Consider the following 21,582-nt stretch of genomic DNA (forward strand, 5'->3'; position numbering starts at 1 on the left):
TGATTAGGTGGATATTTTCCAACTGGAACATAGTTGTCAAGAACATAAACTGACGCTTAATAAACAGTGCTAACTGTAAAAATGGTTAATTTTGCCACAGATAAAAACATTAAAAATGTCTATAACTACCGAAGACGAAAGAATTGGAATACAGCAGGCAAGCGATGCTGTTGCCATAACGCTTAGAAAGATGCGGGAGTTTGCCAAACCAGGCATTTCAACAAAGGAACTTGATGAATACGGCGGCGAATTGCTGGCACAGATGGGCGCACATTCTGCACCTATGTTAACCTATGGTTTCCCTGGATATACATGTATCAGCATTAATGAGGAAGCTGCGCACGGTATACCAGCAGCGGATAAGATCCTGAAAGAAGGCGACCTGGTAAATATTGATGTATCGGCAGAATTGAATGGCTATTGGGCCGATAATGGCGGCTCATTTGTATTGGGCGAAGATATCCACGGCCATGGCAAGCTGATACAAGCATCGAAAGAGATATTGAGGAAGGCGATCAGCAACATTAAAGGTGGTGTCAGAATTTCGGAGATCGGCAGGTTGATCGAAACCGAAGCCAAAAAAGCTGGCTATACGGTGATAAAAAACCTGACCGGGCACGGTATCGGTCGCAGCTTGCACGAAGAACCACACGAAATAGCCAACTATAACGACAGGTATAACACCAGCCGTTTCAAAAAGAATTCGGTGGTAGCGATAGAGACATTCATTTCCACACAATCTACTATTGCCAATACGCAAGCCGATGGCTGGACACTAACCGGTAACAAAGGTGGTTTTGTTGCACAGCATGAGCATACCATTATGGTAACCGGCGGCGAGCCCGTAATATTTACAGCGCAGAACGGTATCTGGGATTAATTTTCTGCTCCATATTTTTTACTGATGATATTGAATTGTGTGTACCATTTACACCTCCGGTTTCGTCATTCGAAATTCAAAATTCGATGTTCGGTATTACTCTTTAAGCCTTTAGCTTTCAGCCTTCCGCTTTCACCTCAAAAATCGTATCTTTGCGCGCAAATGATTGCTATAAATAACCTTACGTTTGAGATTGGTGCGCGGGCCCTTTACGATGAAGCCAACTGGCATATAAAACCCGGTGAAAAAATTGGTTTAATAGGTGCCAATGGAACCGGGAAAACTACCCTTCTGAAAATTATTGTAGGCGACTATAAACCTACATCGGGCACCATATCAATGGCTAAGGACCTTACCATGGGTTATTTGAACCAGGATTTGCTGTCATACTCCTCAGATAAAACTATTGTGCATGTGGCTATGGAGGCTTTTGAGCGCCAGAACCAATTGCATGACGAGATCGAGAACCTGCTTAAAAAGCTGGAAACCGATTATACTGAAGATCTTTTACACAAGCTGAGCGACAAACAACACGAGTTTGAACTGCTTGATGGTTATAATATTGAATACAAGGCACGCGAAATTTTAGCCGGTTTGGGTTTTAGCGACAGCGATTGCGCACGTAAACTTAACACCTTTTCGGGTGGATGGCGCATGCGGGTTATGCTGGCCAAAATATTATTACAAGCTCCTGATATCCTGTTGCTGGATGAGCCTACCAACCACCTGGACTTACCATCTATCCAATGGTTGGAAGATTATCTGAAAGCATTTAACGGCGCCATCATCATTGTATCGCACGATAGATGGTTCCTGGATAAGGTGATCAACCGTACGGTAGAATCGCGTAAGGGCAAACTCACCGTTTACGCGGGTAACTATACTTTTTACCTGGAAGAGAAAGCTCAGCGCGAAGAAATTCAGCGCGGTGAGTTCAAAAACCAGCAATCAAAAATAAAACAGGAAGAGCGTTTGATCGAACGTTTCCGTGCCAAGGCGTCCAAAGCAAAAATGGCGCAGTCGCGTATCAAAATGTTGGATAAAATGGAGCGTGTAGATGATGTAGATGATGATAACCCAACGGTTAACTTCGCCTTCCGTTTCTCCAAACAATCGGGCAGACACGTAATAACTTTAGAGGATATTGTTAAAAAATACCCGGCTATTGATATTTTGAACGGCGGCGAGGCTGTAATTGAAAAAGGCGATAAAATTGCCCTGATCGGTGCTAACGGTAAAGGTAAATCGACCCTGTTACGCATCATCGCTTCGGCAGATCATGATTATAAAGGTAAAGTAACTACCGGGCATAACGTAAGCACTACATTTTTTGCCCAGCACCAGCTGGAATCCCTTCACCTGGAAAACCAGATATTACAGGAATTACAAGCTTTTGCTCCAAAACATACCGATACGGAATTACGTACCATTTTAGGTTCGTTCCTGTTTACCGGCGATGATGTGTTCAAGAAGATCAAAGTATTATCAGGAGGTGAAAAATCACGCGTGGCTTTGGCCAAGGCGCTTACTGCCGATGCCAACTTCCTGGTACTGGATGAGCCCACTAACCACCTGGATATGCAATCGGTAAATATCCTGATCCAGGCGCTGGATCAATATGAAGGTACGTTCATCGTGGTATCGCACGACAGGTTTTTCCTGGATAATGTGGCCAATAAGATCTGGTTTATTGAAGATCAGAAGATCAAAATTTACCCGGGTACTTATGCCGAATACGATGAGTGGGCAGCTAAACGCAAACTGGAGCCCAAAGCGGCCATCCCTGCACCTCAGCCTAAAAAGGAAGAGAAAAAACCTGAACCGGTTAAACAACAGCCACAAAGCGAAAACAAACACCAGCAGCTTAAAAAGCTAAACCAGGACCTCGCCAAAATGGAAGAACAGATTGCCGACCTGGAAAAAACAGTAAAGCAACTGGAAGCCCAATTGGCCGATGATAAAATTTATACCGATAACAACAAATTAAAAGATACCAACGCGAGCTATTCCCAAAAACAAGCCGAACTAAAGCAGGTTCAGCAAAAATGGGAAGCACTGGCCGAGCAGATCCTCGAGCTGGAGGCGTAAGCCCCGAAAATATAATAATCATGTCATTGCGAGGAGGAACGACGAAGCAATCTCGTAGCTATTCTTAACCATAAGAACGCGAGGAGATTGCCACGCTACGCTCGCAATGACATGTGAAATAAAAAAGCCTTCCGAAGTTTTAAAAACTTCGGAAGGCTTGCTTTACCCACAATCACTAATTCACCAATCCACTAAATCACTAATTATCCTAATATCCCTTTGTAGGTATCAGGTTAGGATTATTTCTTAGTTCCCGGCTTGGTATCGGGAATAAAAGCTCCCTGTCGGTTAAAACCGGTCCGTATGAAAACTTATGGCCAACATAATTATCAAAGCCTTTGGTTTCCACATTAAATGCTTTACGAAGGCGCGCCATATCAAACCAGGTAACGTTTTCAAAGCACAGCTCATACCAGCGTTCGCGCCAGATGGCTTCGCGGAACTGCTCTTTTGATAAGCCTGTTAGGTTAGGTAAAGTTGCTCTTGTTCTTACCTGGTTAACCGCGTCATACGCTTTTGCGCCCGGTCCATTAACTTCGTTGGATGCCTCGGCATAAATAAGCAGCACATCGGCATAACGGATGAGCGACCAGTTCAAATCACTATTGGCCGTAGTTGTTTGTGCAACCACATCAAAAATCTTATAAATAAAATATCCGCCCAGATCAACCACCTTAGTTCTATCGTCCTGGTTGGTGAATTTGGTAAAGAAGAACTGCCCTTCTTTAGCACGCAGATCAGCCGGATCATACGATTGTACAAAAGCTCCCGTAGCATAAATACCCCCGGTTTCGCTGGAATAGGCTGAGATATTTTTGTTATAAGGAATGATCAACTCCTGCCAGTTTCCGGGGATGATCTGTGTTTTATACTGGATCATGAAAATGTTCTCATCCACATTCTTCTTCGCCGGGTTGTGCAGATCGTTGTACGTGGTAAACAATTTAAATTGTTTGGAGTCCAATACCTCCTCTGCTTTTTTGGATGCCAGGTCATAATATTCAGCGCCTTTTTGCAGTGGGTAACCGGCCATGGTGAGGTATACTTTGGCCAGTAACGATTTTACGGCACCCAAACTTACCTTCCCGCTCACATCTGTCCAGGGTAAACCGGAAGCCTCAGCCGTTTTCAGGTCGTTTACAATCACTTTGTAAACATCTTCTGCAGATGCCTGTTTGGGTCGTAGTTGCGGTGATGCCAGGTCAACAGGTTCGGTGATCAGCGGGATATTGCCAAACAGCTGCACCAAAGTAAAATAGTACCAGGCCCTCAAAAAATGAGCTTCACCTAATAACCTTTTAGACTCAGCGGCGTCCATTGCAATCCCCGGGATCTTGGCTATGGAAAGGTTCGCATTACCGATGCCCTTGTAATAATTTTGCCAGTAACTCAGGCCATAGGCATTATCGGCGGTATTACGCAGATCCTTTACAAAATAGCTGTCCACAGCCTGTCCCAGATCGGTAGCGGCCTGACCGGTAGCAAATTCTGTCATTGTCCACGCGCCACCGCCAAAGCCACTGCTCATGGGATCGCGCAGGCTGGCATAAATAGCATTTACCGAACTGCGGGCATGCTCTGGCTTGGTAAAATAATTATCAACCGTAAAATTACTCTTGTCGGTTTCATTTAAAAATTTCTTACAACCGGTAACCCCTAATGTACCGACTGCTAATGCCAGTAACCCGTATTTTTTTATGATAGTTTTCATGATTTTTCTCTTAAATTTTGCGAAAATTATAATCCGATGTTTAAACCAACCAGGAATACCCTTGGCTTTGGATAATCATACAAGGTTAAGCCCTGGTCAAAAGGCGCGCTGGAGTTGGAAACCTCCGGATCGTATCCTTTATACTTGGTGGACACAAAGAAATTCTGCACCGAACCATAGATCCTCAACCGGCTCAATTTTAGCTTCGAAATGATCTTGGGCGAAAATGTATAGGCCAATAATAAATTGCGCCCGCGGATAAATGATCCATCGGTTACCTTATGGCTATCGTTATTGGTGGTGTAATAAGCGTTGATAGGACGAATTTGCGCAATAGGCGTATTCTGGTTTGTTTCCGTCCAGGCATTCAACACCGTTTTGTAACTGTTGGCAATACCCTGCCTGTCTTCTGCCGAATGGATACTCCGGTCCAGTACATCATTACCATACGTATATTGCAGATCGACCGTAAGTGACCAGGCTTTATACTGAAAAGTATTCAGGAAAGTACCAAAACCATCAGGTATCCCCTTTCCAATGATCGTCCTGTCCAGATCGTTTATTGTACCGTCGTTATTCAGGTCTTTATACTTGATATCGCCCGGCAGCATACCATATTTCTTGGCTTCAACGGCCTCGGCAGTTCCCCAGGTTCCCAAACTAACCCGGCCAAAGAACGAACCCACAGGCTGGCCAACCCTGATAATGCCATTGCCCGATAATATATCGGCATTACCATTGGCCAGGGCAAGCACTTTGTTTTTATTGACCGAAATATTGAAGGTGGTGCTCCATGTAAAATCCCCGGTTTTAATATTGGTGGAGTTAAGGGTAAACTCGATCCCTTTGTTCTCCATGCTACCCACATTGGAATAAACGCTGCCGTAGCCACTGGAGAATGGCAAAGGAGCATCCAGCAACATACCATCTACTTTACGGCGATACAGATCAAGCTCCAGGTTCAACCTGTTGTTGAACAGGCCCAGTTCCATACCAAAATCAAGCTGTTTAGTTTTTTCCCATTGCAAGGAGGAATTGGCCACCCGGTTGGTGCCCACGCCAATATTACGTTCGCCATTAAAAATAACATTATAGTTGCCCAGGCCGGCCAAAGCCCGGTAAGCTGGAATTTCGGAGTTACCGGTAGCGCCGTAACTGGCCCGAAGTTTTAAATTGGAAATGGCAGGGATATTTTTCATAAAATCTTCTTCCATTACCCGCCAGGCAAGGGCTGCAGACGGAAAGAAAGCGAATTGATTATCGGCCCCGAATTTTGAAGAACCATCATAACGGCCGGTAAAGGTGACTAAATATTTATCGCGAAGACTATAATTGATACGCCCAAAATAGGAGTTTAGCCCATACGCCTGCGCATTGGAATAAGGAGCCTGCGGGCTTGATCCTGCGCCGAGATTATTAAACTGAAAATAGGGGTCGGTAAAACCCTGTGTACTGGCCTGGTCTTCAAACCGGTCAACATGTTGCCAGGATACACCACCCATAGCGGTTACCGAATGGATCTTCGCAAATTTCCGGTTATAAGTCAGGTAGTTTTCAAATTGCCATGAATTATACCGGTTATTATTGACAGAAGCATCGCCGTTATCCGAAATATATTGCATGCCTTTCACGGCAGAATAATCCTCTCTTTGATTAATAATATTTACACCCACGGTTGATTTAAAATCCAATCCAGGGGCCAAGCGAATATTGGCAGACATGTCGCCGAGTAAGGTTTGGGTATGCAAAAGCGAGATCCTATCGGCAGCTATCCGTAAAGGATTATCACCACCTTCCATTCCCGGATAATCCCTGTTGCTTGCCCAGCTTCCATCAGCATACCTCACCGGGATGATAGGCAGTTCTTCTATCACCTGGCGCATCATGGTAATACCGCCGCCGTCGAGCTGATCTACCTGCTTATCGTCCTGGTTGGTATAACTCAGGGTACCACTAATTTTTATCCAGCTTTTGATCTGGCTGTCAAATACAAAACGACCGGCAAATCTTTTTTGCCATGACCCTTTTGCCAGGCCCTCCTGCTTACGATAGTTTAAAAAAGCGCCTATACTTCTTTTTTCGTCGCCATCTGTAATACCCAACTGATGGTTTTGCGTAAAGGCCTTTTGAAAGGCTTCTTCCTGCCAATCGGTATCATATAGTGGGTTGCCGTTGGCATCAAATAATTTAGGGTTGGTGCGCTTGGTTTTGGGGTTGGTATATTTAGTACCGGTGGCCCAGCCAATAGGATCATATTTTTGCGCGTTAGCGTAAGCCAGGTCCTCTACGGCCAAAAACTCCTTTGAATTGAGCACCGCCAGTTTTTTAGGCAGTACACCTATGCTGAAATCAGGATCATAGGTGATTTTACCGCCGCCAGAGGTTCCGCGTTTGGTGGTCACCAGGATCACGCCATTGGCTCCACGTGCGCCGTAAATAGCGGTGGAAGAAGCGTCCTTTAACACCTCGATGGAGGCGATATCATTAGGGTTGAGGTAATCTATCGGCGTACTGCCGTTCCGCAGATCAACCGGGTTTAGTATCACCCCGTCTATTACGTATAATGGATTATTAGAAACGCTTAGCGAACTGGAGCCACGGATACGGATATTGGACCTGGCGCCAGGTCTGCCGGAGTTGGAGGATACATTGACACCCGATACACGACCAGACAAGCCCTGGTTTAAGGATGATACCGGGCGTTCCTGTAATGTTTCGGCTTTTACCGTGCCGACCGACCCGGTTAAATCTGATTTTTTGACCGATCCGTAGCCGATAACCACAACCTCATCTAATTTTTTTGATTGTGGTACGAGTTTGATCAGCAGGTTTCCTGGACCGGTTTTTACTTCCTGTGTAATGTAGCCCACATAGGAAACAACCAAAATGGCATCATCGGGAAGCCCTTTCAGGCTAAAGTTTCCTTCCGTATCGGTTATCGCGGCTTTGTCAACATTCTTTACTTTAATAGTTGCTCCGGGGACCCCAAGGCCATTCTCATCTAAAACTTTGCCGTGTACATCAATAGGCAATATAGCTGAGTAATGCAGGGTTCGCAGGCTCTTTGCGTTGACTTGCATGGTCATGGCCATCAATACAGCCAATGCAACATACATGATCTTCAGGCCCAGGGCAGGGCCTCTGAAAGATAGGGGAAAAACTTTTTTCATTGCAGGAGATTTTAATTGGTTAACAGGTTAATTGATTGGAGCAGTCCGCATGCAGATATGGCTGCTCATCAGGTATAAATAATGAAGGTTTCTTAGTTTAGCTGTATCGCCATAAACACAGCCGATAGACCACATCAATAATTTTTTGGCGCAAAGCGTGGCCAGCAGAAGGCGGGGTGCAAATCTGTTTCATAGCAGGAAAATTAATTGGTTACAGGTTAATTGATTTAAGCAGTCGACGTATAGATATACTGCTCACCATGTATAAATAATATGGGCTTTAGGTTTTGATATTTTGCCGCGATGGCCATATCATCAACACAGCCAATTCAACATACATGATTTTTTGGCGCAAAGCATGGCCACCAGGGGAGAGTTTGTAAAATTGTTTCATAGCAGGAAACTTTATTGGTTACAGGTTAATTGGCATAAGCAGTCAATGTGTAGATATTGCTGCTTATTTTTTTCACGTTATAAAACTATAATACTGCTTACGGCTATTAGTAACTAATATCAGCAATCTATTATGTTATCTTAACATGCAAATAATCAATGATATAAATATTTATATTAAATGTATTTTATACAGGTATTTATTTTTCTTTGACGCTTTTCGGCGGAAAGGGGGAGCTGGAAATAGCCCTGCGCGTCATTGCGAGATACGAAGACAACCGACCGGAGGGAGCTCATTAATATCAATAAAATAAACACAACATTAATAATCCCCGATAGGTAGGTCCGCTCTGTAAATAGGGGATTGCCACGCTATCGCTCGCAATGACGCGCGGGAAGGGATCTTTGCTCACAAAATCCTTGCTCTTTACTCCAAAAATTCGTATATTTATATAAAACAGCCCGACTGCCTTTAAACAGGTAGCCGGGCTGTTTTATTAAGAGCAAAACAAGGTCAAAAATCGACCAATTTTAGCATAGTTATTTGACAATCAACTACTTAATACTTTTTAAAGTTTCAAAAACTACTCAAAACGGTGTTAAAATTTGTTAAAAAGTGTTAAAATCGATGTTTTTGAGCCCATTTTTGAATGATTTTACGCTGTTTTCGTACAGAAAAGTGTTAAAATTTAAGGTTTAAGAAGATTTCGCTAAATGATAATTTTTTAAATGCACAGTACCGGGTTATTTCTGTTCCGGAATTTCTTAAATTTCGCCACGCCAATCCTGCCAAGGATCGGGCAATAAAATAAGCTTAAACAAAATGAGAAAACATTACTACCTATTGGTTCTCTTATTCATTACCCTGCGGGGATTTGCGCAATCGCCTTATGATAACAATGTGTATGATTCCGCTATCAAAAGCGTGGAATTCTACAACACCCAAAAGCAGGGCTCGTTCCCGGTAATCACCTTAGGATCAAATGAAAAAGTACTGCTGGCCTTTGACGATCTGCGTAGCGGTAGTCGCAATTACTATTACACCATTGAGCACTGTGATACCCGCTGGAACTCCTCGAACCTGTCTACCGCCGAATACCTGCAAAGCTTCACCGACGATCGTTTGTATACCTATACCTACTCAACCGGTACCATTCAAAAATATACGCACTACGAGCTCAAACTGCCCAATAACAACATAGCGCCCAAAATATCAGGCAATTACATACTAAAGGTTTATGAGGATGGCGACCAGTCAAAACTGGTACTTACCCGCCGTTTATATGTGGTAGGCAAAAGGGTGGCCATAGCGGCTACCATCGGCACCTCGCCCGATGTACAGGCCCGTAAAACCAACCAAAAGATAAACTTTACGGTTGATTATACCGGCCTACCTGTGCAAAACCCATCTTTCGAGATCCGCGCCCTACTGATGCAGAACGCGCGTACCCAAACAGGTATTTTAAATACGCAGCCAACCTATGTGCGTGGTACACAGTTGGTTTATAATGATGTATCGATCAATGATTTTCCGGGGCGTAACGAGTTCCGGCTGTTTGATACCCGCACCTTAAAGCTTAATTCCCAGCGCATTGCCCGTATTATAAAAGATACGGCTAACAACGTGGTACTGTTGACTGACCCGATCCGTGATAGTCCGGATTACCTGCTGCTGTATGATAATGATGGTAAATTCTTTGTGCTGAACCAGGATGGCAGCGACCCACGCATAGATGCCGATTATGCGCACATTTATTTTGGCCTGGCTGCTTATAAGCCTCAATCAGAGGGCAGCCCGTACATCGTGGGCGCCTTTAATGATTATAAGCTGGATGAGCGCAGCAAGTTAAATATGGGTGAAGACGGCAAATACCACATCAATTTGCTCCTGAAGCAGGGCGTATATGATTATGCGTACGTTTGGTATGATAATGCCACCAAAAGAGCCAGTGATATACCGCTGGAAGGCAGCCATTTTGAAACCGAAAACGATTATCAGCTGCTCATCTACTATCGCCCGCCTACCGCCCGCTGGGACGAGCTGGTTGGCTTTGGCGAACTGAATACGGTGAAAAAATAATTTACAACATATTCATTTAAAGAATAATATTTCATAAATTGTGGCTATGAACAAACCAAAGAATATTGCCCGTACCGCCATTATCGCATTCTGTGTGTTGGCTTATCACGTTGCTAAAGATGTTGTAAAAATCGGCATCAAAGATGGTAAGGCTACCCATGAACTGATGGCAAAAAAATAAACAAGGCCCTTAATTGGTTATGGAGGATTTTAACCTAACCGGACTTATTGCCTATCTTTGTATAAAATTTAGCACATGACCGGAAAATCGCCCAAAGAATCATATACCATCATGAACGAACTGGTATTACCCAATGATACCAATACTTTAAACAACCTGATGGGTGGGCGCCTGCTGCACTGGATGGATATAGCCGCGGCCATATCCGCTCAAAAACATTGTAACCGCATTGTGGTGACGGCTTCGGTTGATAATGTATCGTTCCAGGCCCCAATTAAACTGGGTGATGTGATCAGTATCGAGGCTAAGGTAACCCGCGCGTTCACCACTTCTGTTGAGGTAAGGATGGATGTATGGGCGCAAAACATCCCCTCAGGTACCCGTGTAAAAAGCAACGAGGCCTACTACACTTTTGTAGCCCTGGATAGCGAAGGACAAAAAACAACAGTACCTGCACTAATACCCGAAACCGAGGAAGAAATAACCTATTTTGAAGGCGCACTGCGTCGCCGGCAATTACGTTTAATACTAGGCGGAAAAATGAAGCCTAATGATGCTACAGAGCTAAAAGCCCTGTTTTTTGGCGATCAGCTGCCGCTAAACCTGCGCGATTAATAACAGCAGTAACAAAAAAATAGTTTCGCGGTCTAAACGTCATGATACGGTGTATCAGTCGATTTAAATTTTAGCGCCATGAGATATTTTTTATGTTTTTTACTGCCTCCACTGGCTATTCTGACCACCGGCCGTATCGGAGCATTTATACTGAATATATTTTTAACCTTGTGTTTCTGGATACCGGGTGTGATACATTCCATACTGGTAACCAACGATTATTATGAGGCCAAAAGGCACCGCCAACTAATGCGTGCCACTCGTCGGGCAAGGGCCTGGTAAGTGAATTGATGTGCAGATTTTAGATGTGCGGGTGTGCAAATGATTTTAGCTATTTAAAACCTGAACATCTATCACCACATTTGCACATTTGAAATTTGCACATCTGCACATCTATCTGCACATTTGCACATCTAAAATCGGCACATCTGAAGGATGCAAAAAGGTAAGCTCTTAATTATTGATGACGAGGAACGGTTGCGCAACCTGCTTGCCCGTATCCTGCAACTGGAAGGGCACGAGGTTTTCACCGCTGCTAATGGCAAGGAAGGTCTGCGTAAATTGCAGCAGGAATATATACATGTGGTACTCAGTGATGTAAAGCTACCTGATACCGATGGCATCACCCTGTCAGAAACCATCAAGAAGAATTACCCTTCAACAGAAATTATTGTACTAACAGCCTACGGCACCATTAACGATGGCGTAAAAGCCATCAAAGCCGGGGCTTTTGATTATATCACCAAAGGTGATGATAACGAAAAGATCATCCCCTTGGTAAGCAAGGCTATGGATAAGGCTATGTTGCAGCAAACCGTCATGGAGCTGCAAAGCAAGCTGAATGACAAGTTTGGGTTTGACAGGCTCATTGGCAGATCAACCGCCATTAGCGATGTGATCAAGCTGGCACAAAAAGTAGCTTTAACCGATACTACTGTTTTGCTACTGGGGGAGACGGGTACCGGTAAGGAAATTTTTGCCGAAGCTATTCACCAGGCCAGTAACCGCAATACCAAATCGTTCGTAGCGGTAAACTGCAGCGCTTTTACTAAGGAATTACTGGAAAGCGAACTATTTGGTCATAAGGCAGGATCATTCACCGGGGCACTGAAAGACAAAAAAGGCTTGTTTGAGGAGGCTAACGGAGGCACCATTTTTTTAGATGAGATAGGTGAGCTCGACCATGATCTGCAAGCCAAATTGCTCCGGGTGTTGGAATCGCAACAGTTTTTAAAAATTGGCGATATTAAGCCTACCCAGGTAAACGTAAGGATCCTGGCGGCCACCAATCGCAACCTGCAAAACGAAATTGCCGAGGGCCATTTCCGGTCGGATCTGTTTTACCGACTTTCGGTTTTCCAGATCACCCTGCCGGCCCTGCGCGAGCGTAAAAAAGATATTAAACTGCTGGCCGAGTTTTTTATGCAGCACTTTGCCTTAAAGGTTAAAAAGCAGATCAATGAGCTAAGCGAGGAGTTTGTTCGTAAACTGGAAGATTATCCATGGCCCGGCAATATCCGTGAGCTCAAAAACGTAATTGAACGGGCGGTTATCCTGACCGATACCCATATTTTAGACGAGAGCTTGTTACCCTATGAAATTCAACAGCAACAGGTAAAAACCGGCATCCCGATATCAGCGTTTGATCTGTCGTCTGTAGAAAAGCTGCATATTCAACGTGTTCTGAATCATACCCATGGCAACCGCGCCGAAGCCGCCCAGCTTTTGAACATTGGGGTAGCTACTCTATACCGAAAACTGAAGGAATACGGATTGGAATAAGGTCGGTCACCTCGTTAAAACGTCTTTAGAAAAGTCGTTCTTTAACTTTTGATAATGACATCTTTAACAAAACGGTGATCACCATATACAGCAAAATGGTAATGAATAAGCAAACGGGAATAAATTTCGCTCCAAGTACCTCATGCGCGTTGCTGATATCGCTGTTAAAACCAAAAGTAAAACCTTGCGGATAGATGAACAACCCGATATGGCTGGGAGCAATGATCTTAGCGATACAAAGGGAGCCAAAGGCCAGCGTAAACAAATACAGCAAACCAAAAAGAATGTACTTAAACGCGTATGCGCCATGCTTAACAATCCCGGTGATCAGCCCCCATATTATCCGGAAAGGGTTAAAGGTACTTACAGCTTTTTCCAGTTTTTTGGTTACCACCCATTCAGATAAATACGTTTGTGGTTCACCCAGGTTTTCCAGGGCTTGCTCCACTGTTGTTTCGGGGTAGTTATTCAAGCTTTCGAAAATGTGGCTGCTGATCTCTCTTTGAATATCTGCCTGATCATGCTTAGGCAACCTGCTGATCATGCTATGCACCTTTTTCATATAGGTTTTATAATGCTGATCATTGAGTAATGTGTCTTTGTTCATGGTTTAATATTTTTAAATAAGGTTTTTAAGATTGCCGGATAGTGTAGCCCAAAATGCTGTCATTTTTTCGAGCGAAGCCAAGCCATTACCAGTGATGCTATAATATTTCCGGGGCATGCCGGTTTCCATCTCTACCCATTTTGATTCAATTAACTGATCATCTTTTAAGCGGTTTAAAAGTGGATAGATGGTTCCTTCGCTGATATCATACCCTGATACCGACTTAATATGTTCCAATAATTCGTACCCGTATTGGTCTTTCTTTTTTAAAAGCAGCAGTATAATGAAATCAAGCGTGCCCTTTTTCATTTGCGTTTCCCATTTTGCTATAACATTGGCGTCCATAATACAAAGCTATACAAATAGCATCGTATTACGATGTATTTTAAAAAATATTTCTCCGTTCATAGTTTACCTATGATCTTACATACTAATGCTTGTTTTTTACAGGGTTTAAAGGGCTTAAAACCTTGAATTTTGACATCAGCAACAAACAATATCATGACCCATCAAATTTCAAATCCTGTTAAAACAGCCCTGGTAGTTGGCGCCAACGGCGTTATCGGCACCAATCTCATCAACCATCTTGTGTCACTTGGCGACTGGAATATTATCGGCCTATCCAGGCGGGGAGGCACCTCTTCAGCAAACATTACCTATATCCCGGTAAATCTGCTCGATAAGGAGGATACCGTTAAAAAACTGGGTACACTATCGGCGGTTACCCACATCTTTTACGCGGCCTACCAGGATAAACCTACCTGGGCCGAACTGGTGGAGCCCAACTTAGCTATGCTGGTTAACGTGGTTAATGTTATTGAGCCCATTGCTTTAAATTTGCAGCATATCAGCCTGATGCAGGGATATAAGGTTTATGGCGCGCATCTTGGCCCTTTTAAAACACCGGCCAAAGAGAGCGATGCTGGTCACATGCCACCAGAGTTTAATGTTGATCAGCAAAATTTTCTGGAACAGCGGCAGCCGGGCAAAAGCTGGACATGGTCGGCCATCAGGCCTTCGGTAGTTGGTGGAACGGCGCTGGGTAACCCTATGAACCTGGCCTTATTAATAGGTGTTTATGCTACAATTTCTAATGAACTGGGCATTCCTTTACGTTTCCCGGGTAAGCCAGGTGCCTATGATAAATTGATGGAAATGACTGATGCCGGGCTGCTGGCGAAAGCTACCGTATGGGCGGCAACAAACCCAAATTGTGCTAACCAGGCCTTTAATATCAACAACGGCGACCTGTTTAGGTGGAATGAGCTATGGCCAAAAATCGCCCGGTATTTTGATATGGAAACCGCTCCCCCACTCCAAATGCCTTTACAAACGGTGATGGCTGATAAAGCACCGGTATGGGAAAGGATACAAGAAAAGTACGGGCTCGAAAAACATCGTTATGAAGATGTTTCCTACTGGGGTTTTGGCGATTTTGTTTTCTCCTGGGACTATGACTTTTTTGCCGATGGCTCAAAATCACACCGCTTTGGCTTTCATGAATATGTAGATACTGAACAAATGTTTGTGGATCTGTTTGATGAATTCCGCCGTAAAAAAGTGATCCCATAAACCCAAATGAAGTATCAGCAGGTATACGAATAAAGTATACCTGCTGATACTTTGATCAATTGCCTGCTGGTTGGTAAGTATCCCGTTCCATGGTAATATTCAAACGGCTAAGCAATTCTGCGGGGTCAAAGTTGATACGTTGATATTCTGCCTGTACAGCGGTTTTGGCCTGGCTTAAAGCATCTTCGTTTTCCCAGGTGGCAACAGTAATACAAATGGTATTCCCATTTTCGTCTTCGCGCTCGTAAGCTATATCACCTAAAAAGCCTGGTAAGTTTTTAATAAAATCCCTGTTGAAGTTCATCCTCTCGGTAAATTCCTGTTTAGCATTTTTGGGGATTATAAATTTGTCGATGAATATTTGTTGCATGATGTTTTACTGAATTATTGTTTATCCAAAATTCAGCAATGCAGAAACCTAATAATTGTAAAAAATCATTGATTTACCAGTAAATGGTCGATCTGAAAAACTCATGCGGGGTTTGCCCGGTGAATATTCTGAAGTCTTTTATAAAATGGGCCTGGTCAAAATAACCGGCAGACAAAGCCGTTTCGGTGAGATTGGCCGATGAATCATGGCTTTCTATCAAATGTCGTAAACGAACTATTGATGAAAATTGCTTGGGAGAGCTACCGGTTTGTTTTCGGAATTTTTTTTCGAATGAATCGTGACTTACAGGTAATGTACTTACTAACTGCTTGATCCGTATAGCTCCTTTCGCCAGACGGATCTGTTGGATGGCGTGCTGGATAAGTAAGTCGGAGTTGGTATCATATAACCTGGAAAGCAATAACCGCTCAACAACAGCAATTCGTTGAAAATTATCGTTTGCTTCTGCCAATTGTTCTTCTATTTCGGACAATTTCTGCTGCCCGATCAGGGCATCCAACGCTAAGCTTACCCCAAACAATTCATGAAGTGGTTCTTTAAAAAAGGTGGCTGCTCCTCCAGGTTTAAAAATAACGAGTAACGTAGCAGCCTGCCCTGCATAATTAATCAGGCGAACCGACTTCCTTAATCCGGTAATGAGTGCGGCGGGCAGATTGTTTTTTATTCCCGCAATTTCATCACTTATAGTACCTTTATACCTAAACCCCATAACCATACCGGTATCCGGCAGCACACGGTTTTCCATTCCTTGTTCGCTTTCAATAAAAAGGTAATGCTCAACAAAAGGCTTTAAAATATCAGCAGGAAGATGCCGCTCCATTTTCATGATCACTAATTTAGTCTTTAAACCTTTTAATTGGTTTAAAGTAATGTCATCTTTTGTCAGGCAGCCGTTCAAACGTTAATGGATAATGAATAATATGGATACAAGCACACTGAACATAATGAACTACTTTTTCGTTTAATTTGCTAATTAATGGCTTTGTGTTAACTGACGGATAATAATGCGATACATTATCTGTAATGCAAGGAAAAAGATGCGTTCAACCTTTATTTCTGTCTTTGCCTATCACCTAAAAAACAATAGGATAATTGCTGGTGTATCCGGAGCATTAAAAAAAGGACTGTGTGTACTTTGCCTGATAATCTTTGCCATTAGTGCCTCCCGGGCACAAGCCCCGCAAATTACACCCAAAGTGGCCGTGCGGTTACAACTTGACGAAACCGGCCATAAAACTGTTGCATTTACAGATGTTGCAGATATCACCGGACTTGCTGCAAACGGAACAGTATCAGTTAATCCGTTGCACATAGATTGCTCATTACTTGGCCCGCAAACCATAACCGTAACGGCCAGTAATGGCACACCGGCTACAACTCAAACAAAATCAATACCTGTTATAGTTACCAGTACCCCGGTATTTTCAGATCATCATGATATAACCATCCCTGCAGACAATAACTGCAATACCGTTTTGCCCGATTATACCGCGATGTATGCACCTCATGATATCTGTAACAATGCAACACTTAGCATTAAACAAGATCCGCTTGCGGGCACTCCATTAATCGTAAATCAACCAACTAACATAACTATTACTGCCAGCGATCAGTTTGGTGGCATCACGGCTATTTTTTTTACGGTTACCTCTTATGCTATCCCGGTAATTTTTCCAAAGCCCGGACCTATAACACTTAAATTGAGTGAGAGTGGAAGTTACGAGGTACAAGTTGCAGATCTGGGCAGCCCATTTGTATGTGATGGTAGCACGCTAACCAATACTATGAGCCCTCTAGATTTGAATTGCGCAAATCTCGGAAACCAAACTATTACACTCACCAGTAGCAATTTGCGACCTAATCCCCAGGCTGTTACTTTTAGTGTACCTGCCGACGCGGTAACTGATGCAGCCGGTAACATTTATGTAGCTGATAGTTATAGTTGCAGTATCAGAAAAATTGCGACTAACGGCACGGTAACAACTTTTGCAGGTGGCAGCGGTTGCGGGTATGCCGATGGCAGTGGAGCTACCGCAAAATTCAAAGTGGTTAATGGCATCACGATCGATCCTTCGGGAAATTTGTATGTGATTGACGAGAATGACCGTGTGAGGAAGATAACGCCCAATGGTACGGTTACCACAATAGCCGGTAACGGTCAAAACAAAACAGTTGATGGCCTGGGCACTGCGGCGAGTTTTCAGGACCCTAAAGGTATTACCATAGATGCTGGCGGTAATTTGTATATAACACAGGGCGATTATCGGATCCGAAAGGTAACACCTGGTGGTATGGTTATTACTATTACCCCGCCATCATCTGTTTCAAAATTAAACAGTCCGATAGGCATCACTACAGACCCGCTTGGGAATTTATATATAACCGATTATAGCAGCGCCATCAAAAAAATAGCCCCCGATGGCACCATAACCACCGTAGCAGGTCATGATGGTTCAGGGTTTACAGATGGTACAGGAGCCGCGGCGAGTTTTAACCAACCGAAAGGGATTATCAGGGATAATCAGGGGAATTTATATGTTACCGATTCCAAAAATAATGCCATCCGCAAGATCGATCCATCGGGTAAGGTTACCACACTTCAATTATATACTAACAATCCAGTGGATAAGGCTACTTTAAATAACCCTATCGGCATAAAGCTGGATCCTTTTGGTAACCTCATTGTAGTTGATACAGATAATGAGCGCATTGTACGCATAACCCCGGCGGGGCAGCTTACTACCATTGCAGGGAATGGCATAGTTGGCAATAATAATGGTAATACCAATACGCCTGCCATGCTGGGTGGCACAGCTTCTATCAATGTTCCGGTAACGGTGCTGAGCTCTATCAACTCTACTTCTCCGCAAGGGGGCATCGTTTCTACCATTAGCTCTTTACCGGCTGATGCCACCGTATGCGCAGGTAAGGCTATCGACTTTACAGCAAGTATACCTCCAGGAACAACAGTTAACAGTTACCAATGGCAGGTAAACGGTGTTAATGCCGGGACAAATCAATCTACCTTTAGCAGCTCTGCCCTGCAAAATGGCGATTTGGTTACCTGTATTACGGCTAATAATGTGAGTTGTACCGTGCCACAAACCAGTCAGCCTATACAAGCTCATATTAATCCGGCACCGGGAATTGTTTTTGCCCAGAATCCAACCATAAAATTGGGTGAAAATATTACACTGGTTCCTCAACTATCCGGGGATATTGTATCGTTAAGCTGGTCGCCTGCATTGGGGTTGAGCAGCACTAATACGCCGTACCCGATAGCCAACCCTGCGGTTACTACAATTTATTACCTCACGGCTACCTCATCGCTCAATTGCCAGTCCATAGTTCCGGTTACGGTTACGGTAATAACCCCCATTCATATCCCCAATACATTTACACCCAATGGTGATGGTTTTAACGATGTGTGGAAAATTGACGATCTGGTCAACTATCCCAATTGTACCGTTAATATATTTAACCGTTATGGCCAGGCCTTATTTCATGCCAACGGCTACGGTACACCATGGGATGGCACTTATCATGGCGGTAAATTACCACCGGGAACTTATTATTACATCATCGACCTAAAGAATGGCAACAAGCCTTTAGCCGGATGGGTGGCCATTATTCGATAAGGGATTGGTATGCTATAGATGGGCCAATATATTGATCAGTTTACCAAAGGGATCGCGCACAAAAAAGCGTCGTACTCCCCAGGGTTCATCAACCGGCCCATAGGTTATCTTGAAGCCGGCTTTATGCACCCGTTCAATCGCGGCATCAAGATCATCAACTTCTATAGAAACATCCGGAACCGGTGTACCAGATCCACCTTCGGATGCAAAGCTGATCTGGATGCTCATGTTATCGGGTAAACCGTATGTTGCTATCCAACCGTGATCCATCACCATATCAAGCCCTAATACATCCTGGTAGAAATGTTTAGCTGCCTCAACATCCGGTGTGCTGATATTGGTTACAATTCGTTTAACTTTCATAAATATTATATCTCCGATCTGGGTTAATTTAGCCAGTCAACCTGCTTTTCCTGGTGCTCAGTACAATCCCACCTAAAACTAAAATCGCGCCGGCTATCTGTAAAACATTGATATGTTCATTTAAAAAAACGAGTGAAATAATCAATCCAACTACCGGATCGAGATTAGTGAAATTTCCAACCTGTGAAGCCGACAATAAGCGGAGCGATTTATTATAAAGCAAATAACAGATACCCGAAGATACGGCTCCGAGATACAAGATAGCCATCCAGGAGCTCAGGTGTATAACCGGCCAGCCGGAGTGCCGGTTTTCAAATATTGCAACGGGCAGTAAACATGCCGAACCGATGAAAGTGCTTAAACTGGTTATTAATAAAGGGTTAAAATGAGCTGTCTTTTTAGACATAATGGTATACGCTCCCCACGACATTACGGCAACAATCATTAACAGGTTCCCGGTTATACTATTCCGGGTATCGCTGTTATGATCGCTTGATAAAAACCCAATGAGCATTACACCTATTAAAGAGGCAATTATCCCAATGATCTGCACGGCAGACAATTTCTCCTTAAGGAACACCGCGGCAAATAAGGCTATGCAAATTGGGATAAACCCCTGTATCAAAGAGCCCACTGATGCAGAAGTCATTTGGGCCGAAATATTAAAAAGAATATAAAAACAGGTAACACCTGTTAGACCCATAAAAATAATGGGAAGCCAGGGTGCATCAACCAAATACTCCCTGATCGGTTTATCCTTATTGATAAAAAATATAAGCAATAAAGTAATAGCCCCTACAGAACAACGGCAAAAAGCAAGTGTTATCGGCGCTATGTCATTGATGATCATCTTGGTTACCGGATAACTGCTCCCCCAAACAATCATGACAAACAATATACTGATCAGGCCTATAAATTTCTTATTTAACATTTTTTGAAGGTACTACTATTTGATAATTTGTGATAAATAAAAAGCGCCCCGTATCTCACCCCGGGACGCTTCATAGTATCCATATACTATATCAACTACATCTCAAAAAGAGCTCGTCAATATCATAGGTTAATTAACCCTTCTAAAATCTATATTAGTGAGTTTTATACCACCGGTACCCAGATTATCTCCTCCTGATTTAATAACCAGCCAAACAGTACCGGCATTAGGGAATGAAACCACATTGCCGCTACCGGCACATTTAACAGCTGATAATAAACCGTTAAAAGGTGTATTTCCGCAGCCCGTCCAGGTGTTCAGCGCCATACGTATGCCGCCGTCACTGTAATCTTTACCTTGTGTTGGCTGCAAGGTGCTCAGGTAAACCTCAAACCAGGTATTGGTGGCGCCTTGCCCCTGTACATTAAAGTCGATTTTATATTGTTTATTGGCTCTTATTTCAAAAGGCTGATAAACACCCTGGTGCCCTCCGCTGCCTCCTGATGCCAATATACTTCCGTCATCATTAACCTTAAATGTAACGTTATCGTTGGAGGCTATCTTTAACACCGTCCATTTGGTTTTATCAACCATATTGCTTTTAGGGGTAACCGCATCCAATAATTGATCTACATCAAAATAGATGATCACCTTATTCATATCCGTGTTGATGGCCTGTTTTGATGAATTGGCTATTTTAATACCTAAGGCCACCGTTTTCCCGCCATATTTAGCCATAGAAGCGATCTTTACTTTAGGGATGATGGTACCTTTCATGATATGGTTATCAAGCGTCACAGAATCTTTTGATGGCAACGTATAATCGGCCGGGTCAAGTACAATGGTATTGGCAGGTAATGCTCCAGATGTAACCAAACCTGCTATCGCGGTATTATCAATACCCACATCTACGGTTAAAGCATCGAAGTTTGATTCACCACCACGATAAACAGGAACCGAAAAATTAGCCGTACCCGCTACACTGTCCACGGTCAGTTTGCCATCTACAAGGGCGTCCACAAGTCCGTTTGATTTTTCTGCCTGTGGTAAATAAACTTTTACCGCTGGATTTGATTTTACACCTTCCAGATATTCCTGTTTGCAGGAAGCTATGGTCAATACTAAACAGGCAGTCCATTTTAGCATTGATGATACATGAATTTTCATAAAATATTTTTTA

The 21,582-nt window shown here is 43.4% G+C and carries 18 protein-coding genes; 9 read left to right on the forward strand and 9 right to left on the reverse strand.

What is annotated here, in order from left to right; genetic code table 11:
• Positions 1–115 precede the first annotated feature (115 nt).
• Both map and abc-f read left to right on the forward strand, forming a co-directional pair.
• Positions 116–880 (forward strand): type I methionyl aminopeptidase, encoded by a 765-nt coding sequence (map, locus tag BLR84_RS22075; protein ID WP_090472431.1) that lies wholly within the window; start codon positions 116–118, stop codon positions 878–880.
• Between the two features lie 162 nt (positions 881–1,042).
• Positions 1,043–2,968, forward strand: coding sequence for a ribosomal protection-like ABC-F family protein (gene abc-f / locus BLR84_RS22080; RefSeq protein ID WP_090472432.1), 1,926 nt, complete (start codon positions 1,043–1,045; stop codon positions 2,966–2,968).
• Positions 2,969–3,176: 208 nt separating this feature from the next.
• On the opposite strand, the gene BLR84_RS22085 is transcribed toward abc-f, so the two are convergent.
• Together BLR84_RS22085 and BLR84_RS22090 are read right to left on the reverse strand one after the other, a co-directional pair.
• Positions 3,177–4,679, reverse strand: coding sequence for a RagB/SusD family nutrient uptake outer membrane protein (locus tag BLR84_RS22085; RefSeq protein WP_090472433.1), 1,503 nt, complete (start codon positions 4,677–4,679; stop codon positions 3,177–3,179).
• A gap of 26 nt (positions 4,680–4,705) precedes the next feature.
• Positions 4,706–7,849 carry a SusC/RagA family TonB-linked outer membrane protein gene (locus tag BLR84_RS22090; protein WP_090472434.1) on the reverse strand — a complete coding sequence of 1,048 codons (3,144 nt, stop codon included), beginning with the start codon at positions 7,847–7,849 and terminating at the stop codon, positions 4,706–4,708.
• Between the two features lie 1,216 nt (positions 7,850–9,065).
• Between BLR84_RS22090 and BLR84_RS22095 the strand changes: the two genes are divergently transcribed.
• From BLR84_RS22095 to BLR84_RS22110, 5 genes are all read left to right on the forward strand, one after another.
• Positions 9,066–10,322 (forward strand): type IX secretion system plug protein, encoded by a 1,257-nt coding sequence (locus tag BLR84_RS22095; RefSeq protein ID WP_090472435.1) that lies wholly within the window; start codon positions 9,066–9,068, stop codon positions 10,320–10,322.
• 46 nt (positions 10,323–10,368) lie between these two features.
• Positions 10,369–10,503, forward strand: a complete 135-nt coding sequence (locus tag BLR84_RS30430) for a hypothetical protein (RefSeq protein ID WP_255367019.1) — start codon at positions 10,369–10,371, stop codon at positions 10,501–10,503.
• A gap of 75 nt (positions 10,504–10,578) precedes the next feature.
• Complete coding sequence (locus BLR84_RS22100; RefSeq protein ID WP_090472436.1) at positions 10,579–11,118, forward strand: acyl-CoA thioesterase; 540 nt, start codon at positions 10,579–10,581, stop codon at positions 11,116–11,118.
• 78 nt (positions 11,119–11,196) lie between these two features.
• Complete coding sequence (locus tag BLR84_RS22105) at positions 11,197–11,400, forward strand: YqaE/Pmp3 family membrane protein (RefSeq protein ID WP_090472437.1); 204 nt, start codon at positions 11,197–11,199, stop codon at positions 11,398–11,400.
• A 153-nt stretch (positions 11,401–11,553) separates the two neighbouring features.
• Complete coding sequence (locus BLR84_RS22110) at positions 11,554–12,900, forward strand: sigma-54-dependent transcriptional regulator (RefSeq protein WP_090472438.1); 1,347 nt, start codon at positions 11,554–11,556, stop codon at positions 12,898–12,900.
• Positions 12,901–12,925: 25 nt separating this feature from the next.
• Here the strand turns inward: BLR84_RS22110 and BLR84_RS22115 are convergent, their stop codons facing one another.
• Together BLR84_RS22115 and BLR84_RS22120 are read right to left on the reverse strand one after the other, a co-directional pair.
• Entirely contained in the window at positions 12,926–13,507 is a 582-nt protein-coding gene (locus BLR84_RS22115; protein ID WP_090472439.1) for an HAAS signaling domain-containing protein, read from the reverse strand.
• Positions 13,508–13,519: 12 nt separating this feature from the next.
• Positions 13,520–13,852 (reverse strand): PadR family transcriptional regulator, encoded by a 333-nt coding sequence (locus BLR84_RS22120; RefSeq protein WP_090472440.1) that lies wholly within the window; start codon positions 13,850–13,852, stop codon positions 13,520–13,522.
• A 156-nt stretch (positions 13,853–14,008) separates the two neighbouring features.
• Here BLR84_RS22120 and BLR84_RS22125 point away from each other — a divergent pair, with 156 nt between their 5' ends.
• Positions 14,009–15,079, forward strand: a complete 1,071-nt coding sequence (locus BLR84_RS22125) for an SDR family oxidoreductase (protein ID WP_090472441.1) — start codon at positions 14,009–14,011, stop codon at positions 15,077–15,079.
• A gap of 55 nt (positions 15,080–15,134) precedes the next feature.
• On the opposite strand, the gene BLR84_RS22130 is transcribed toward BLR84_RS22125, so the two are convergent.
• Complete coding sequence (locus BLR84_RS22130; RefSeq protein WP_090472442.1) at positions 15,135–15,449, reverse strand: hypothetical protein; 315 nt, start codon at positions 15,447–15,449, stop codon at positions 15,135–15,137.
• 73 nt (positions 15,450–15,522) lie between these two features.
• Positions 15,523–16,368, reverse strand: coding sequence for a helix-turn-helix domain-containing protein (locus tag BLR84_RS22135; protein ID WP_218128442.1), 846 nt, complete (start codon positions 16,366–16,368; stop codon positions 15,523–15,525).
• 139 nt (positions 16,369–16,507) lie between these two features.
• On the opposite strand from BLR84_RS22135, the gene BLR84_RS22140 reads away from it, so the two are divergent.
• Complete coding sequence (locus BLR84_RS22140) at positions 16,508–19,108, forward strand: T9SS type B sorting domain-containing protein (RefSeq protein ID WP_176852127.1); 2,601 nt, start codon at positions 16,508–16,510, stop codon at positions 19,106–19,108.
• Between the two features lie 12 nt (positions 19,109–19,120).
• On the opposite strand, the gene BLR84_RS22145 is transcribed toward BLR84_RS22140, so the two are convergent.
• The 3 genes from BLR84_RS22145 to BLR84_RS22155 all read right to left on the reverse strand — a co-directional run bounded on the left by BLR84_RS22145 (position 19,121) and on the right by BLR84_RS22155 (position 21,569).
• On the reverse strand, positions 19,121–19,471 hold the full coding sequence (locus tag BLR84_RS22145; protein ID WP_090472444.1) for a VOC family protein: 351 nt from the start codon (positions 19,469–19,471) through the stop codon (positions 19,121–19,123).
• Between the two features lie 28 nt (positions 19,472–19,499).
• Positions 19,500–20,402, reverse strand: a complete 903-nt coding sequence (locus tag BLR84_RS22150) for a DMT family transporter (protein WP_090472445.1) — start codon at positions 20,400–20,402, stop codon at positions 19,500–19,502.
• Positions 20,403–20,531: 129 nt separating this feature from the next.
• Positions 20,532–21,569, reverse strand: coding sequence for a DUF1735 domain-containing protein (locus BLR84_RS22155; protein WP_090472446.1), 1,038 nt, complete (start codon positions 21,567–21,569; stop codon positions 20,532–20,534).
• Between the last annotated feature and the right edge of the window lie 13 nt (positions 21,570–21,582).

Source organism: Mucilaginibacter sp. OK268, from assembly GCF_900103125.1.
In the GTDB taxonomy this organism is placed as follows: Bacteria; Bacteroidota; Bacteroidia; order Sphingobacteriales; family Sphingobacteriaceae; genus Mucilaginibacter.

What these genes read in the sequence shown, in the direction of transcription:
- BLR84_RS22150 (WP_090472445.1), bottom strand. Translation starts at nt 20,402, where the DNA reads ATGTTAAATAAGAAATTTATAGGCCTGATCAGTATATTGTTTGTCATG.
- BLR84_RS22115 (WP_090472439.1), bottom strand. Translation starts at nt 13,507, where the DNA reads ATGAACAAAGACACATTACTCAATGATCAGCATTATAAAACCTATATG.
- BLR84_RS22090 (WP_090472434.1), bottom strand. Translation starts at nt 7,849, where the DNA reads ATGAAAAAAGTTTTTCCCCTATCTTTCAGAGGCCCTGCCCTGGGCCTG.
- BLR84_RS22125 (WP_090472441.1), top strand. Translation starts at nt 14,009, where the DNA reads ATGACCCATCAAATTTCAAATCCTGTTAAAACAGCCCTGGTAGTTGGC.
- BLR84_RS22100 (WP_090472436.1), top strand. Translation starts at nt 10,579, where the DNA reads ATGACCGGAAAATCGCCCAAAGAATCATATACCATCATGAACGAACTG.
- BLR84_RS22085 (WP_090472433.1), bottom strand. Translation starts at nt 4,679, where the DNA reads ATGAAAACTATCATAAAAAAATACGGGTTACTGGCATTAGCAGTCGGT.
- BLR84_RS22155 (WP_090472446.1), bottom strand. Translation starts at nt 21,569, where the DNA reads ATGAAAATTCATGTATCATCAATGCTAAAATGGACTGCCTGTTTAGTA.
- BLR84_RS30430 (WP_255367019.1), top strand. Translation starts at nt 10,369, where the DNA reads ATGAACAAACCAAAGAATATTGCCCGTACCGCCATTATCGCATTCTGT.
- BLR84_RS22140 (WP_176852127.1), top strand. Translation starts at nt 16,508, where the DNA reads ATGCGTTCAACCTTTATTTCTGTCTTTGCCTATCACCTAAAAAACAAT.
- BLR84_RS22130 (WP_090472442.1), bottom strand. Translation starts at nt 15,449, where the DNA reads ATGCAACAAATATTCATCGACAAATTTATAATCCCCAAAAATGCTAAA.
- BLR84_RS22145 (WP_090472444.1), bottom strand. Translation starts at nt 19,471, where the DNA reads ATGAAAGTTAAACGAATTGTAACCAATATCAGCACACCGGATGTTGAG.
- abc-f (WP_090472432.1), top strand. Translation starts at nt 1,043, where the DNA reads ATGATTGCTATAAATAACCTTACGTTTGAGATTGGTGCGCGGGCCCTT.
- BLR84_RS22110 (WP_090472438.1), top strand. Translation starts at nt 11,554, where the DNA reads ATGCAAAAAGGTAAGCTCTTAATTATTGATGACGAGGAACGGTTGCGC.
- BLR84_RS22105 (WP_090472437.1), top strand. Translation starts at nt 11,197, where the DNA reads ATGAGATATTTTTTATGTTTTTTACTGCCTCCACTGGCTATTCTGACC.
- BLR84_RS22095 (WP_090472435.1), top strand. Translation starts at nt 9,066, where the DNA reads ATGAGAAAACATTACTACCTATTGGTTCTCTTATTCATTACCCTGCGG.
- BLR84_RS22120 (WP_090472440.1), bottom strand. Translation starts at nt 13,852, where the DNA reads ATGGACGCCAATGTTATAGCAAAATGGGAAACGCAAATGAAAAAGGGC.
- map (WP_090472431.1), top strand. Translation starts at nt 116, where the DNA reads ATGTCTATAACTACCGAAGACGAAAGAATTGGAATACAGCAGGCAAGC.